Source organism: Oceaniradius stylonematis (assembly GCF_003149475.2).
Taxonomy (GTDB): domain Bacteria; phylum Pseudomonadota; class Alphaproteobacteria; order Rhizobiales; family Rhizobiaceae; genus Roseitalea; species Roseitalea stylonematis.
The window spans coordinates 119220-132551 of the sequence record NZ_QFWV02000006.1 but is presented as its reverse complement, the minus strand read 5'-3'; the positions used below and the strand labels follow the sequence as shown (position 1 = coordinate 132551).

Sequence of the window (13332 nt, the reverse complement as noted above, 5' to 3'; positions counted from 1 at the left end):
CTAATAATCGCTGCTTGCCGGGGTTTCACCGGACGCTTCGCCCTTCCAGACGCCCTGTTCCTTGAGCGCGTCGGCGACTTCGCGCGGCATGTAGGTTTCGTCATGTTTGGCAAGCACCGTGTCGGCCCGGAACGTGCCGTCCGGTTGAAGCGTGCCTTCGGCGACGATTCCCTGTCCTTCCCGGAACAGGTCCGGCAGAATGCCGGCATAACGCACCGTTACCGCGTGATTTGCGTCTTCGATGGCGAAGCGAACCGCGGCATCGTCGAGCGTCTCCACCGAGCCCATCACGACGAGCCCGCCGAGCCGCAGCCGGCCCTCGTTTTCGGATGCGCTCGCCGTCGAGACGATGTCCGTCGGCGTGCGGAAAAAGGTGACCTGCTCGCTGAGCCCGGTCAGGACCAAGGCCACCGCACCGCCCAGAACGGCGAGCGCGGAGAAGATGACGGCAAAGCGCTTCTGCTTGCGGGTCACGGCCAGTATTCCTCCAAGTCCACCCCAAGGCCCTGGGCGAAAGCGCGCAGGCTCTCGAGCTCCTCGGGCCGGCCATCATAAGCGCTGCGGGCACGTTCTAGCGCGTCACGCAGGCCATCGTCTTGATCAAGGACAATCCGGGCGCGAATGAGGCGCTTCCAACCCTCCAGATCGTCGGGCTGGGCACGCAGCCGCTCGTCGAGCGAGGCCACCATGGCTTCGATCACCGAGCCGCGCTCATCGGCGCTCATATTCTGCATCTGCTCGATCGTCGCTTCGTCGAGCACCGGCGGACGGCCTGAAGTCTCCGCGACAGGCGCCGTCTCGTCGAGCCGCCCAAGGCTCTGTTGCGCGACGGCTCGCCAGGCCATGTCGGCGCCCTCATCGGCGGCCAGCGACGTCCATGCCGCGCGAGCGTCCTCATATTGGCCGATCTGCACGTCGGCCAATCCGACGAAGAATCGGGCGCGGGCGTCAGCGGGATTGGTGTCCAGTGCCCGCTCGAAAAGCGCCGACGCGTCGGCGGTGACGATGCCGCCAGCGGCAGTGACCATCGTTTCTCCAAGGCCCGAAAGCCGCTGTGGCGTTTCACCCAGAAGGCGGATCGCGTTGCGATAGGCGGTTTCGGATTTTCCCACCTCGCCGAGGCGGAAATAGACCGGCGCCAGCACGTCCCATCCGCGGCCGTCATCGGGATTGTCGCGCAGATGATCCTCGGCGCGCACGACAAGGTCCCGCAACTGGTCTTGGGTCTGGCTGCGCATGGCCGCAACATCGCGCATCGCTTCGAGCCGCATCGCCAAGGGTTGCGACTCATACCCCGGCGAACCGATGCCGGTATAGATGATCAGCGTCAGGCCGGGGACAAAGACCAGCGCGAACAGACCCAGCATCGCCAGGCCAGAGCGCGGCGCGCGCGCCGGTTTGCCCGCCGTTCCGACCGGTGACATCCGGTCCTCGACGGCGAGGATGCGCCGCGATATCTCGTTGCGCGCCTGCGCCGCCTCGACCGGCGAGATCGAACCGCGCGCTTCCTCGCCGGCCAGTTCTTCGAGTTGGTGGCGGTAGACGGCAATGTCGTGCTCATGGTCCTCGGCGCGATTGAGGTCGGCCGATCCACTGCCGCGCAGCATCGGCCGGAAGCCGATCACGATTGCCGCGGCGGTGAGCGCCAGCACTGTCAGCCAGAAAACCATGGTGACCAGATATCGCCAGAGCGCGGTGTTTCCAAGCAAAACCGGCTGCGACAAAGGTGCACCGGCACATCGGTTGCGTCAGGAAAGAAGGGTCCAGCTGCCGTCGGGGTTGCGACAGGCGGTGCCGCGGACGACCGAGGGGGTCACCGCTCCGGTCGTGACGGTATGGGTGTATTGCCGGCAATCCTGCGAGCCGACGCGGTAGGGCTGGGAGGCGACAACCTGCCCCGCAAGGCCGCCGGAGCGCCCCTGCCAGGTCACCAGATCGCCGGGCGCGGTGTATTCAAGCGCGCGATATTCGCTTTGAAGCGCGGCGATGCGGTCGGCGCGGGACAGGCGCGGAGCCTCGATACGACCGACAAGGCCACCGGCCAGCGGTTCGAGGAGGCTGGCAGCCGGAACTGCCGCACCGCCGCCGCCCGAGCCGGGCGTCAAGGGAAGAGCCGGACTTCCGCCCAGGCTGACACATCCGCCGAGGCCCAGCGACAATCCGCCCACAAGGACAAGTCTCGTCAGGGTGCGCGCCACGCCGGCCATCGTTCTGTCCGCCTTCGGTTGGTTCCGGTCGCCCGCATTTACGGGGCATTGATCGCCGCGGCAACAGGCAGATTCATGGCGCTGTACGTGCCCGAGGCAGGATCAGCGTGACGCGCAGGCCGCCCATCTCGCTTTCACCGAGGCTCACATGGCCCTTGTAGGCCTCCACCGTTTCGACGACGATGGAAAGACCGAGACCGGTACCCGGCTTGGTTTCGTCGAGACGTTGACCGCGCCTGAGCGCCTGAGTGCGCTGCCCGGCGGCAATGCCCGGCCCGTCATCATCGACGGAGATTGTGAACGACCGGTCATCTCCCGGCGTATTGGTGAGGCCGACCCGAATGCGTTCATCCGCCCATTTGCAGGCATTTTCGAGAAGGTTCCCGCATATCTCCTCGAAGTCCTCCTTCTCGCCGGCGAATGCTGGCGGGGCGGCCGGCAGCTCGAGGGCGATCGACTTGTCGGGATTGAGCTTGCGCATGACCTTGACCAACCGCCCCAGCGTCTCGGCGATATCGGTCCGGAAGGCGGTGCCTCCGGTCTGGGCGGCAATGCGCGCGCGATGAAGATAGTGCTCCACCTGAGCCTTCATGGCGTCGGCCTGGTCGGCAACCAGACGCGGATCGACGGGCTCGCCCCGATCCGCCTCGTTTTTCAGAACCGAAACCGGCGTCTTCAGCGAATGGGCCAGATTGCCGACCTGCGTCCGCGCGCGCTCGACGACCCTGCGATTGTTGTCGATGAGCATGTTCATCTCATCCACCATCGGCTGGATCTCGTCGGGATAGCGACCCGCCAGCGCGTGTTCCTCGCCCGCGTGGATGGCGCGCAATGCCTCCCGCACGCGGTTGAGCGGCCGCATGCCAAACACGATGATCGCACCATTGATCGCCACGAGCCCGGCTCCGAACAGCGTCAGCAGGAGCGCAATGTTCTGCCCCAGTGCGGCGATGGCCGCATCGAACTCGCTCTGGTTGCCGGCAAGCTGGAAGAAGGCGATCTCTCCGGCGGGGCCGATCTGGACTTCGGCCTCCAACACGCGCAGCCGATTGCCCGCCGGACCTTCGGTTTCGAACGTCCGGGTGAATTGTTCGTCATAGGGAACTTCGGCCAGCGAAGGGCCGGTGAGGAACTGTCCTCCAAGCGAAACCGACTGCCGTGCCGGCGCGTCCGAGCCGACCACGGCCACCTGCCAGTACCACCCAGACGCCGCTTCGCGAAAGCTCCGGTCGCCCAGATTGGGCGTGCCGGTCAGCGTACCGTCATCGGCGATGCGGAACGCGGCGATCAGGCTGAACAACTGCGCCTGTTGCAGGTCGGCAAAGCCGCGTTCGGCATTGAGCCGATACTGCGTGACCAGCAGCCAGCCCAGCAACGCGACGGCGAGCACCGTCCATACAGTGGACAGCGCGATCACCCGGTTGCGCAACGATCCTTTCACGGCGCTCAGCCGGCTGCAGGCGTTCCGGCCTGTTCGTCGTCAGGATCGCGCAAGCGGTATCCGAGCCCGCGCACGGTCTCGATGAGGTCGCATCCCAGTTTGCGGCGCAGGCGGCCGACAAAGACCTCGACCGTGTTGGAATCGCGATCGAAATCCTGATCGTAGAGATGCTCGGTGAGTTCAGTGCGGGAGACGACCGCAGACTTGTGGTGGATAAGGTAGGACAAAAGCCGGAACTCGTGCGAGGTGAGCTTGAGCATCTTGCCGTCGACCATCGCCTTGGATGTCTTGGTGTCGAGGACCAGCGGCCCGCACACCAGTTCGGACGTCGCATGTCCGGACGCGCGGCGGATCAGCGCCCGAACGCGGGCCAGCACTTCCTCGATGTGGAACGGCTTGGTGACGTAGTCGTCGGCGCCCGCATCGATGCCGGCAACCTTGTCGTTCCAGCGATCGCGGGCCGTCAGGATCAGGACCGGCATCGCCCGACCATCATCACGCCAGCGCTGGAGCACCGAAATGCCGTCCATCAGCGGCAGCCCGATGTCGAGAACGACGCAGTCATAGGGTTCGGTGTCGCCCAGGAAATGGCCTTCCTCGCCGTCGGCCGCGCTATCGACCACATAGCCGGCGTCTTCCAGCGAATCCTTGATCTGGCGATTGAGATCGGCGTCGTCCTCGACAACCAAGATGCGCATCGGACCGGCTCCCGTTGATTGCCGCCCACTCTAAGTCAGGCACGGCGCGGTGCTGTGCCTTTTATCACGACACTCACTGCGCAACAAAAATCTCCTCACGGCGCGGGCGCTCTCCGCCTTGGCCCTGATAGAGCAGCACCACCCGACACCCGTTCTGGCCGTTCTGCTGCGCCGCCTCGGCGCCCACCAGCGTCGCGCCCTGCCGGGCCGCCAGATTCTGGCCGAGGGCAAAACAGCTTTCGCTTGCCACTTCGACCGTGTCGCTGGCATGAGCCGGGCCGGCAAGTGCCAGTCCAACCATCAGCGCGCCGAATGTGAGTGCATTCCTGAACATCATGGCCCCTCTATAAGGGGTGTCAGATGAATGCAAACTGAATGGAACCGGCCAGTTTCGCTAACGGATTTGCGTGGTCGCGCCGATCCGCCCGAAGATCGCGACGGCGCCGGCGGCAGCCGAGACTAATTGCAGCACCGCGTCGGTCAGGCCCTCGCGCGCGGCCGCCTCGACCGGCAGGCCGAGAGCCGCGCCGCCGCTGGCGGCAATGGAGACGATCGCCGCCCAGATCGTGCGAGAAAGATACCAGGGTTTGCTTCCGGTCATGTCGGATCCTTTCAGGTGGGATGATCAATTGGGGGTCAAATGCAGGATCGTGCGCATCGCCAGGCCGTCGCCGACACGGGCGCTGACTTGCCTGATCTCGGCGTCGATCGCGTCCGGTACGGAACCGAAGATCGAGACGATGCCGGCTGGCGAAAGCGTCAGTGAAGACGCGTCGGGCTCAGCGGTATGGATTGGCGCCCCGCTGCCATCGAACAGCGTGACGCGATAAAGCTCGCGCTCCTCGCCGAGCGGAGTTGAGCCGCCGATCGCCACATCGCCGCCGATCCGGCTCCTGCGGATCCACGACAATTGGACCGCGCCGTCCGGCATAAGATGAGCGCGGGGATGAACCGGCGAGAGCGGCAGCAAGGCCCGCGTTCCGGCGATTGCCGTCAAGACTGTGAAGTAACGCGAGGAAAACGTCCTGCCGGCGGGGCCGATCCGCCAGTTGAGCGTTCGGCCGGCCTCTGCGGCGGTGAGCCCCGAAGGCGGGACGCGACGGTCCAGAAAGACGATCCGGCCGCCCGCCGGCGCGCCGGCAGCCGCGGCATCGTCGGTTCCGGCCTGACCGCGCAGAAGCTCCCAAAGACGCCACTCGCCGGGCGCCACTTCTTCCGCGAAGCGGAACTGGAGCACCTCGAACAGACCGCCTGTGATCTCGACCGCCAGTGCGTTGCGCCCGGCCAGCAAAAGTTCCCGGGTTACGGACGAAAACTCGCCACCGAACAGGCGGGCATGAACCGTGCTGGCACGGTCATACCGGCCCGGCGGGCCGGGCGACAACGGTGTCAGCAGCGTGCCCATGATCGCGTTGCCGGCAACCGTCTGGCGCAGTTCGAACCCGTCGGCGCCCGGCGATGACAGCACCGCGTGCGGACGATCAGGCACGGCGTGTACAGCGATCCGGTGATTGTTCTCGACGGTCGTTTGATCGAGCATGGGTAAGTCGAGCAGAACCGTTTCCGGCGGCCCGCCAAACCTGCCCGATGCTTCAGGTGACGCGGAGTGGACGGAAAACGCCGGCGGCATTGCCGGTGACAGCGACCGGACGATGGAGCGTGCCGTGATCTCAAGACGGTCCGTCAGATCGATCGCGGTGATGCGCCAATGGCCGCGCGGATTGTCGTCAAAGGCGACGACATCGCCCGGTTCAAGGCCCGCAAAGCGCAGCGGCAGATGGAATTTCAGCGTGTCGCGGCCAAACCAGAGACGATCCAGCATCGCGTTCGCGACGGCGAGCGCGCCTTCGGGATGCAGCGTACAAGGCAGATTGGCGTCAATCAGCATGGCGGACGGCCCATCCCGCCGGCGCGAACGTGCCGATTGGGTGCGGTAGTCGGTCAGCGCGTCGCGATAGCGGAGCACCACCTCGGAGGGCAATTCATCGGCTTGCCCCGATATCAGCGTGCGGTCGCCATGCTCCTTGCCCAGACAAAGCTGCGCGCGAGGAACCGCGACCGGTCGATAGTCGGGGTCGGCGATCCGGATCAGCGGTGCCTGGGCGTCGCCCGTGTCCGTTGCAACCAGCCCGAACGCATCGACAAGCGGTTCGAGCGTCTGGCGGATGCTGCCGGGCGTCAGCACCGTCATGCCCTGCACAACGCCCCTGACGGCCTCGACATCGGGCGCCGGCAGGCCGTGATCTGCGAAGATGGCGCCGATCAGTCCCGCGAGCGGGGCGCAGCCGAGGCGCCCATTGATCCAGTGTCCGGTCAGCCAGTTCGGCCCGTCGCCCCAGATGGTGCCATTGCGCGGAAACTCGGGATAGGGCCGGGCGTCCCAGGCCCAGATGTACTGCCGTTCGGGATCGACCATCGGCACCGATGTGCCGGGGGCGACGGGGTTCGCTGGCGCGCCCACCTGGACCCAGTGCCTTTGATGCGCCGTCAGGAAGGCCCGCTGGACCCCGTCGCCGCGCGTGCCGGCCGAATGGTGCGGCCGTGCACTTTCGCTCGACTTGGGATCGGGGAAGACATTGGGTTGATTGGCGCCCGCATCGACGGCGGGGCATCCAGTCTCGGTCATCCAGATCGGCTTGCCATAGGGCACCCACGGCGATTGCGGCCCGGTCTCGGCGCCGCCACGCCGGTCGACGTGAACGTTCGACCACCAGGAGACCAGATCCTTGTAGCGATAGACCCATGGCTTGCCATGGGCTCCGTCGGTAATCGGCGAACGCATGCGGTCCGCACGGCCGGCATCGCTCGCATAGTACCAGTCAAATCCTTCGCCAGCGGCGATCGCTGCCTGCATGGCGGCCGCGTCATTGTCGGCGCGCATGCCATCGGGGTTGCCCTGGTCGGAAAACGCATCGGCCGCGCGCCAGTCGGACAGAGGCATGTAATTGTCAATGCCCACCGCATCGATCTCGGGCGCCGCCCAGAGCTGATCGAGATGATAGAAGACATCGCCCGAGCCGTCGGCCGGATGATAGCCGAAATATTCCGACCAGTCGGCGCCATAGCTCAGCTTGCAGCCCGGCCCGAGTATCGCACGAACGTCACTTGCCAGTTGGCGCAGCGCATCGACGAACGGAAACTGGTTGGACGCATTGCGCAGACATGTCAGGCCGCGCAACTCGCTGCCGATCAGCATGGCATCGACGCCGCCAGCGATCTGTGCGAGGCGAGCCGTGTGCAGGACGAGGCGCCGATAGCCCCAATCGGCGCCGGGGCCGGGAACCACCATCTCGCCGCTCACCGCCAGATCGGCGGGCTGGGTGGCGCCGACGAATGCTGCAACCTGGCTTTGCGCCGTCGCCGTCCCGTCCGCGCTGCCCGCCTGTGCGGGGCCGGGAAAGCAGGTGATCCGCCCGCGCCAGGGATAGGGCGCCTGCACCGCACCGTCATAAGGGTCGGGCAGCGCGTTGTCCTGCGGAACATCCATCATGATGAAGGGATGCAGCATGACCGAAAGGCCGCGCGCCTTCAGATCGCGAATGGCTTCGATGACGGAGGCGTCAGTCGGCGTTCCGCCATAGGCGGGGCGGCCCTCGACCCGGCTGACCAGACGAGAATCGGCGCTCTGGCGGCTCAGACCGCTGACCTTCCAGGGCGGACTTTCCTCGCCCATCTGGCGTTGTGTGACGCCGGGCCTGAGCGAACAGCCGCCAGCGCGCAGATCGTCACCGAACCATGTGACGATGAGCGAGACATGCCTCAGGTTCGGGCAGATCGCCTGCAATTCATCGATCGAGGCCGACCAGTCATTGCCCGCATAAAGGATGTGGCGATTGTGTTCGACCGTTTCGCCCGGGCCAAGCTGGCTGATGGCGGAGCTTGGCGAAAGGCCGTGCTCGGTCGCGCCGGGAATGACCGAGACGGCGGTCAACCCCTTCTCGAGTTCGCCGACCGGCCGGATCACTTCGGCTTCGATCTGCGGAATGCGATTGCCGAAATCCTCGAGCGGAAAGCGCTCAAAGACCAGATAGGCGATATTCCTGTAGGCGGGGGTGTTGTCCGCGCCCTGCTTTACCTCAAGCAATGGGTCGGCCGTCTGTCCGGCTTCACCGGTGTGGACGCGTACGGTGATTTCAGTCAGGTCGATTTCGCGGCCGTCCGCCCAGACGCGCTTGACCATGGCAACCGGCCCTTCGCACAGGGCCACCGCGACATTGCCGAAATAGCTGTAGGTGGTGGTCGTGACCTTCGGACCGCCCTTGCCGCCCTGGCGTTCGGTCGTCGTCTCCTCCTCGAAACGCGTTGCCCAGATGACCGTGCCGGCGAGCCGCACATGGCCATAGGCGCGGGCTACCGGGACACCCTCCTCGGCCGTCATCGGCCGCTGTTCGGTCAGGCGCGGTCCCTCGGCATGCTGGCTGGCGCCGAACAGACGCTGGTCGATCCAGTAGCCAGCGAGGGCACCTGCAGCGGTGCCCACTGTGGCGCCGAACGTGCCGAATGCGCCGCCCAGCAACCCGCCGGCGGCCTGAAGCAGAAGCGTCGCCATCAGCGCGCTGCCGAAAAATCGCCGTGAAAGGGAAATGCGAACACCGCCGCCAGACGCCGTTTCCACCAGTGCGTAAGCGCGGTCTCGCAAACCGCGTGGCGCTCGCGCGCATGGATCATCATCGCCGGCGCCGCCATAATCGCCAGGTGCTTGGCGGCGACGTGGGGCGACCATCGGAAGACGAGAAGATCGCCAGCTTGTTCGTCCCCGACAAAGACAGCGCTGCAGCGGGCCTTGCAGGCGCCGAGCAGCGGTTCTCCGGCACCGGCGCTCTCAGCCCAATCGGCCGAATAGGAGCGGTCGTAGTCAGGCATCGCACCATAGACATCGGCCCAGACACCGGCGACGAGCCCAAGGCAATCGCAGCCGACGCCGCGCCGGGCCGCCTGGTGGCGATAAGGCGTGCCGATCCAGCGGCGCGCGGCCGCAACGATCGCCATGCGCAGCGGATCAGGGGACAAGGGGCCCGCCATCGAACACGGCGTCGGAATGAACATAGCTGAGCGCCCGGTCGTCGCCGGGCATGTGCGGGAACCCCTGAAAATTGAGCTGGTTGGAGAACTTGGCCTTGCACGTCGCGAACGTCTTGTCGCAGCCGGCGAACAGCGTCACCGGGTCGCCTGTCGCGGGCGACACGCCGACCGGTTCGCGCAGCAGAATGCGCATGATCGATGCATCGGACAGGCTGGCCGCTGAGACGGAAAGCATGTCGCCGGCGCGGACGCCGCCATCGAACCGCAACACGCCATGGTCGAACCAGCGGTCCGGGTGAACGCCGATCCCGGCCAGGTCGATCGAGCGGGCGCCGTCGCCGCCCGAAACGGTGCCCGAGGCGCTGTATCCCGGCGTGGCTGACAGTGCAAAACCGCAGCGTGCATCGCCGAGCCCGGCATCGCAATGGCGGGTGAAGAAGCGGCCGCGCGGCTGGTCGAGCGTCGCCGACAGACTGCGCAATTCGACCCGAAAGGCCCGGCCCTCGCGCGTGATCTCTCCGACATGGAAACGGCGCAGCAGGCTTGCCGTTTCCGGCGCTTCCCAGTTGACCAGATAGAGCGCGACATCGGCGCCGTCATATGCGCCGCGTTCGATGTCGGTTTCCGAGACTGCCGATGATGACAAGGCGCCCGAAACATCCGAGATGTCGCCACCCAGACCCATCGACGCCTCGGCCGCGCCGGCGGTGAACCCCGTCTGCGGCTCGCACAGCGTGCCGGCAATCATCAGCGGCCGGTCATGGTCGGTGAAGCCGAGCGAGGCGCCGTCGGTTCGCCGGACGATCCACGCCAGACAGACCGTGGTGGCATCGTTTTCCAGATGGGTCTGAAGATCGGGATGCAGGGTTCTCACGCGATCACCTCGGTCAGGACCAGGTCGTCGAGCGCGCCCGCGTCGGGGTCGGCGCGCGTGATCTGCAGCGATTGGTTCTCAAAACGCACCGGTACATCGAACAGGCAGCCGCCGGTGAGGGCGACGCCGGGGGCCGGAGCGGCCGAAAGAGTGACGATGCCCGTCGCCGCATCGACCGAAACCGAACCGGGATCGATGACGGATCCGTCGAGGGCCATGACCACGCTTGACGGCTCGGGCTTGCGGATGACGCGGCCGCTCGCGGTCGTGAGCTGAAATTGCGTTAGCGCGCCGTCGCCCGTGCCCAGATGTACGTCCGATGCATCGGGAACGCCGCCATCGGGTCCGGTCGAAGGTTCGACCGGATCGCGGAACCGGAAGGCATGCAACGGCCCGCCACGCGCCTCGAAGAACGTCAGGATGGCGCGGATTTCGGCCATCGGACGCGTGCCGACAGGGATCGTATATTGCCGCATCGTCTCGGCGGTCCGGCTGTTGCGGATCTCGTGACCCGAAGACAGGGCGACGACATCGATGTGCCGGCGGCTGGCGACATTGATGCCGAAAGGCAGGCGCGGAAGGAATGCGACATCGTGAAAATCGGCCATGGCCCGCTCCTCAGACGCTGCGCCGGCCGCGCATCACGGCGCGGGTGAGCGCCGCGCTGACCTGGGACCGGGAGCGCTCGAAGCCCCTTACGTCGGGTGTCGAAATGTTGACGACGACCTGCGCGGGGGCCTCGCTCGGTCCGCGCGCGGCGACACCCAGACGGCCGTCCGCACCGCGTCTGAGCGGCAGGATGGCCTCGGCACCGGCCTCTCCCGCAACGCCAAATCCGTTGCCGTGCGGGAAATAGGCCGGTGCAGCCAGAACCCCGCCTCCGCCTGCAAAAAGACCGGTCGATGCGACCCCGCCCGCGGCAAACGGCTTTGCCGCGCCCAGTAACCCGCCGAGAACCGATCGGCCGAAACCGTCGAACATGGACTGCAGCGGCGCCAGGCCCCGGTTGAGTGCGTTGCGCGACATGCTCATGGCGATGCCGCGCAGAACGTCCTCCACCGACTTGCCCTTGATGACGATGTCGCTCAATGCGCCGGTCATCGTCCGGCCGAAGCTCTCGGCTTCGTTCTTGAGCGTCGCGAGCGCGGTTTCGAGCCCTGTCGTGTCGGCATCGACAGTGACGATCAGTTCTTCATCCATGGTGGTTCGGTCCCAGCTCGGACGTGCCGCTATCGGGAAATGCCGACAGCAAATCCTCAAGTGTGCGGCGCGATGGCGCCAAGGTCCCGGCGCCGTGTGCAACCGACATGGCCGCCGCAAGTTCGCGTGGTGTCATCGCCCAGAACGCCTGCGGCGCAAGCCGCATGATGCCAAGCCCGAACACGATGGCGTCGTTCCAGGGAAAGGCGCGCCGCATCGATCAGTTTTCCTCGGCCGGGCCAAAGGTCGCAGCCAGCAATTCGCTGACGATCGCCGCATATCCGGCCAGCCCGCCTTCGGCCTGCATCTCGGCCACATCGTCGAGCGTGAATGTGTGGCCACCGCCTTCAAGGCCCGCATGGATGATGGTCAACAGGTCGCGCGCCGACAGCCGGCCGGACGAAAAACGCTCGCCAAGAGCGCCCAGATCTCCGACGGCAAAGGCGCTTTCGAGTTTTGCCAACGCTCCGAGCGTCAGGCACAGGCAACGGTCCTTGCCGCCCAGATTGGCGACAATCTCGCCGCGTCTGCGATTGACCAGCATCACAATGCTCCGAAGGTCAGTTCGCCGGCGGATTCAAGAGCCGTCTCGAACGTCACCTCACCATCATGGTTTCCGGCATAGTCGAGCGCGGTGATCGCGAACGCGCCCGAGATCGCTCCGAAATCGGGGATCACGATCTCCCACTGATCGATCGTGCCATCGAAGAAGGCTTGCCGGACAAGCGCATCGGACGCCGCATCCTTGAAGATGCCTGATCCGGAAATGGAGGCGCGCCGCACGCCCGCACCGCCCAGAAGCTCGCGCCACCGGCCGGCCGACTCCGTGTCGGTGATGTCGACGGTCTGCGCATTGAAAGCGATCCGCTTGGTGCGCAGTCCCGCCACGGAGACGAACGCCTGCTGACCGTCGTCGAAGAATTTCAAAAGGATGTCCTTGCCACGCTGGGCGGTCATGGGAGGTCTCCGTTTCGGATGTCGGGTTGTTCCGGATCACGCACCGGCCGCCGCGCACAGGAAACGCAACCGCAGCGTTGCGTGGAAGGCGGCCTGTCCGCGCTCATAGGCTGTCGATATGGCGACCGGCATTGCCAGCACGATCCGTGTGGACTGGGCTGTCGCCGGGACCGCATCGGTCAGCGTGCTCTCGATGCGGGCAACGATCCGGTCGATATCGGTTCGGCCGGGACCGCGCGCATAGGCGTGAATGACGACGGACACCGCCTGCCCGCGCGCATCGTCGGTGCTCCAGTCCGCCACCTCGATCCGGCCGACATAGACGCTGGGCAAGGCGCGACGCGGCGGCGGCCTGTCGAAGACGCGCGGCGGATCGCCGAGATCGGCCACGAGCGCGGCATCGTTCGACAGCCGGTCGAGGAGCCAGGCGTGAAGATCGCCGGTCATGACCGCTTGTCCTCATTCTTGGCTGGAGCGCGGCCATTGGTTGACGCCTCGTCGGCAAGCCGCGTGGCGCGTTCGTCGGCGCGCGCCAGAACCGCCTTGCGCAGAGCGCCGACCAGATCGTCGACCGTGGTCCTGATGGCGGTCTTCACTGCGGCACCTCGCTGGTCGCGATGCAGCGCAGATGGCGCCCGCCCATTTCTTCGTCGTGCACCGTCTGGATGACGAAACGGTCGCTGCCCGCCACAAGACCCATGGCAGGCCGGACGCGGGGATCGGCGCGCAGCACGATGGTGCGCTCGGTCACCTGCTCTCCGGCGCCGGCGCGCAGCGGATCGGTGGCGCGTGACGAGGCGACCATGCCCCAGACGTGGGCGACATGGGTCCACATGTCGGTGAAGCCGCCCTGCCCGTCGGGCGCCGACGCCCATTCTTCGAGCGCAAAACGGACGCGCAGCCGGCCAGGATCGATTGATTGCGGCGCCATGG

General features: G+C 66.2%; 18 protein-coding genes. All 18 read right to left on the bottom strand.

Features of this window, described 5'->3' with window-relative positions; translation table 11 throughout:
* On the bottom strand, positions 1 to 474 hold the full coding sequence (gene ccmE / locus DEM25_RS10670; protein WP_109767282.1) for a cytochrome c maturation protein CcmE: 474 nt from the start codon (positions 472 to 474) through the stop codon (positions 1 to 3).
* Positions 471 to 1709 carry a c-type cytochrome biogenesis protein CcmI gene (gene ccmI / locus DEM25_RS10665; protein WP_158585247.1) on the bottom strand — a complete coding sequence of 413 codons (1239 nt, stop codon included), beginning with the start codon at positions 1707 to 1709 and terminating at the stop codon, positions 471 to 473. Before ccmI ends, ccmE begins: the two co-directional genes overlap by 4 nt.
* A 39-nt stretch (positions 1710 to 1748) precedes the next feature.
* Complete coding sequence (locus DEM25_RS10660) at positions 1749 to 2207, bottom strand: RT0821/Lpp0805 family surface protein (RefSeq protein WP_109767284.1); 459 nt, start codon at positions 2205 to 2207, stop codon at positions 1749 to 1751.
* Positions 2208 to 2280: 73 nt separating this feature from the next.
* On the bottom strand, positions 2281 to 3648 hold the full coding sequence (locus DEM25_RS10655; RefSeq protein ID WP_147393310.1) for an ATP-binding protein: 1368 nt from the start codon (positions 3646 to 3648) through the stop codon (positions 2281 to 2283).
* A 5-nt stretch (positions 3649 to 3653) separates the two neighbouring features.
* Positions 3654 to 4346 carry a response regulator transcription factor gene (locus tag DEM25_RS10650; protein WP_109767286.1) on the bottom strand — a complete coding sequence of 231 codons (693 nt, stop codon included), beginning with the start codon at positions 4344 to 4346 and terminating at the stop codon, positions 3654 to 3656.
* A gap of 73 nt (positions 4347 to 4419) precedes the next feature.
* Entirely contained in the window at positions 4420 to 4683 is a 264-nt protein-coding gene (locus tag DEM25_RS10645) for a hypothetical protein (RefSeq protein WP_109767287.1), read from the bottom strand.
* Between the two features lie 57 nt (positions 4684 to 4740).
* Positions 4741 to 4947: a hypothetical protein gene (locus DEM25_RS10640; protein ID WP_109767288.1), complete on the bottom strand. Its 207-nt coding sequence runs from the start codon at positions 4945 to 4947 to the stop codon at positions 4741 to 4743.
* 24 nt (positions 4948 to 4971) lie between these two features.
* A complete protein-coding gene (locus DEM25_RS10635) occupies positions 4972 to 8895 on the bottom strand; it encodes a baseplate multidomain protein megatron (RefSeq protein WP_109767289.1) in 3924 nt (1307 codons plus the stop codon).
* Positions 8895 to 9356, bottom strand: a complete 462-nt coding sequence (locus DEM25_RS10630; protein ID WP_245412867.1) for an NlpC/P60 family protein — start codon at positions 9354 to 9356, stop codon at positions 8895 to 8897. Before DEM25_RS10630 ends, DEM25_RS10635 begins: the two co-directional genes overlap by 1 nt.
* Positions 9346 to 10242 carry a phage/gene transfer agent baseplate hub protein gene (locus tag DEM25_RS10625; RefSeq protein ID WP_158585246.1) on the bottom strand — a complete coding sequence of 299 codons (897 nt, stop codon included), beginning with the start codon at positions 10240 to 10242 and terminating at the stop codon, positions 9346 to 9348. The genes DEM25_RS10630 and DEM25_RS10625 overlap by 11 nt, the downstream gene beginning before the upstream one ends.
* Positions 10239 to 10850 (bottom strand): phage distal tail protein, Rcc01695 family, encoded by a 612-nt coding sequence (locus DEM25_RS10620; RefSeq protein ID WP_109767292.1) that lies wholly within the window; start codon positions 10848 to 10850, stop codon positions 10239 to 10241. The genes DEM25_RS10625 and DEM25_RS10620 overlap by 4 nt, the downstream gene beginning before the upstream one ends.
* A 10-nt stretch (positions 10851 to 10860) precedes the next feature.
* Positions 10861 to 11442 carry a phage tail tape measure protein gene (locus DEM25_RS10615; protein WP_109767293.1) on the bottom strand — a complete coding sequence of 194 codons (582 nt, stop codon included), beginning with the start codon at positions 11440 to 11442 and terminating at the stop codon, positions 10861 to 10863.
* Positions 11435 to 11659, bottom strand: a complete 225-nt coding sequence (locus DEM25_RS10610) for a rcc01693 family protein (protein WP_109767294.1) — start codon at positions 11657 to 11659, stop codon at positions 11435 to 11437. The genes DEM25_RS10615 and DEM25_RS10610 overlap by 8 nt, the downstream gene beginning before the upstream one ends.
* A 3-nt stretch (positions 11660 to 11662) precedes the next feature.
* Positions 11663 to 11989 carry a gene transfer agent family protein gene (locus DEM25_RS10605; protein ID WP_196780349.1) on the bottom strand — a complete coding sequence of 109 codons (327 nt, stop codon included), beginning with the start codon at positions 11987 to 11989 and terminating at the stop codon, positions 11663 to 11665.
* Positions 11986 to 12399: a phage major tail protein, TP901-1 family gene (locus DEM25_RS10600; RefSeq protein WP_109767295.1), complete on the bottom strand. Its 414-nt coding sequence runs from the start codon at positions 12397 to 12399 to the stop codon at positions 11986 to 11988. The genes DEM25_RS10605 and DEM25_RS10600 overlap by 4 nt, the downstream gene beginning before the upstream one ends.
* 36 nt (positions 12400 to 12435) lie before the next feature.
* Positions 12436 to 12846, bottom strand: a complete 411-nt coding sequence (locus tag DEM25_RS10595) for a DUF3168 domain-containing protein (RefSeq protein WP_109767296.1) — start codon at positions 12844 to 12846, stop codon at positions 12436 to 12438.
* Positions 12843 to 12995 carry a hypothetical protein gene (locus tag DEM25_RS17795; protein ID WP_158585245.1) on the bottom strand — a complete coding sequence of 51 codons (153 nt, stop codon included), beginning with the start codon at positions 12993 to 12995 and terminating at the stop codon, positions 12843 to 12845. Before DEM25_RS17795 ends, DEM25_RS10595 begins: the two co-directional genes overlap by 4 nt.
* Complete coding sequence (locus DEM25_RS10590; RefSeq protein WP_109767297.1) at positions 12992 to 13330, bottom strand: head-tail adaptor protein; 339 nt, start codon at positions 13328 to 13330, stop codon at positions 12992 to 12994. The genes DEM25_RS17795 and DEM25_RS10590 overlap by 4 nt, the downstream gene beginning before the upstream one ends.
* Positions 13331 to 13332 lie beyond the last annotated feature (2 nt).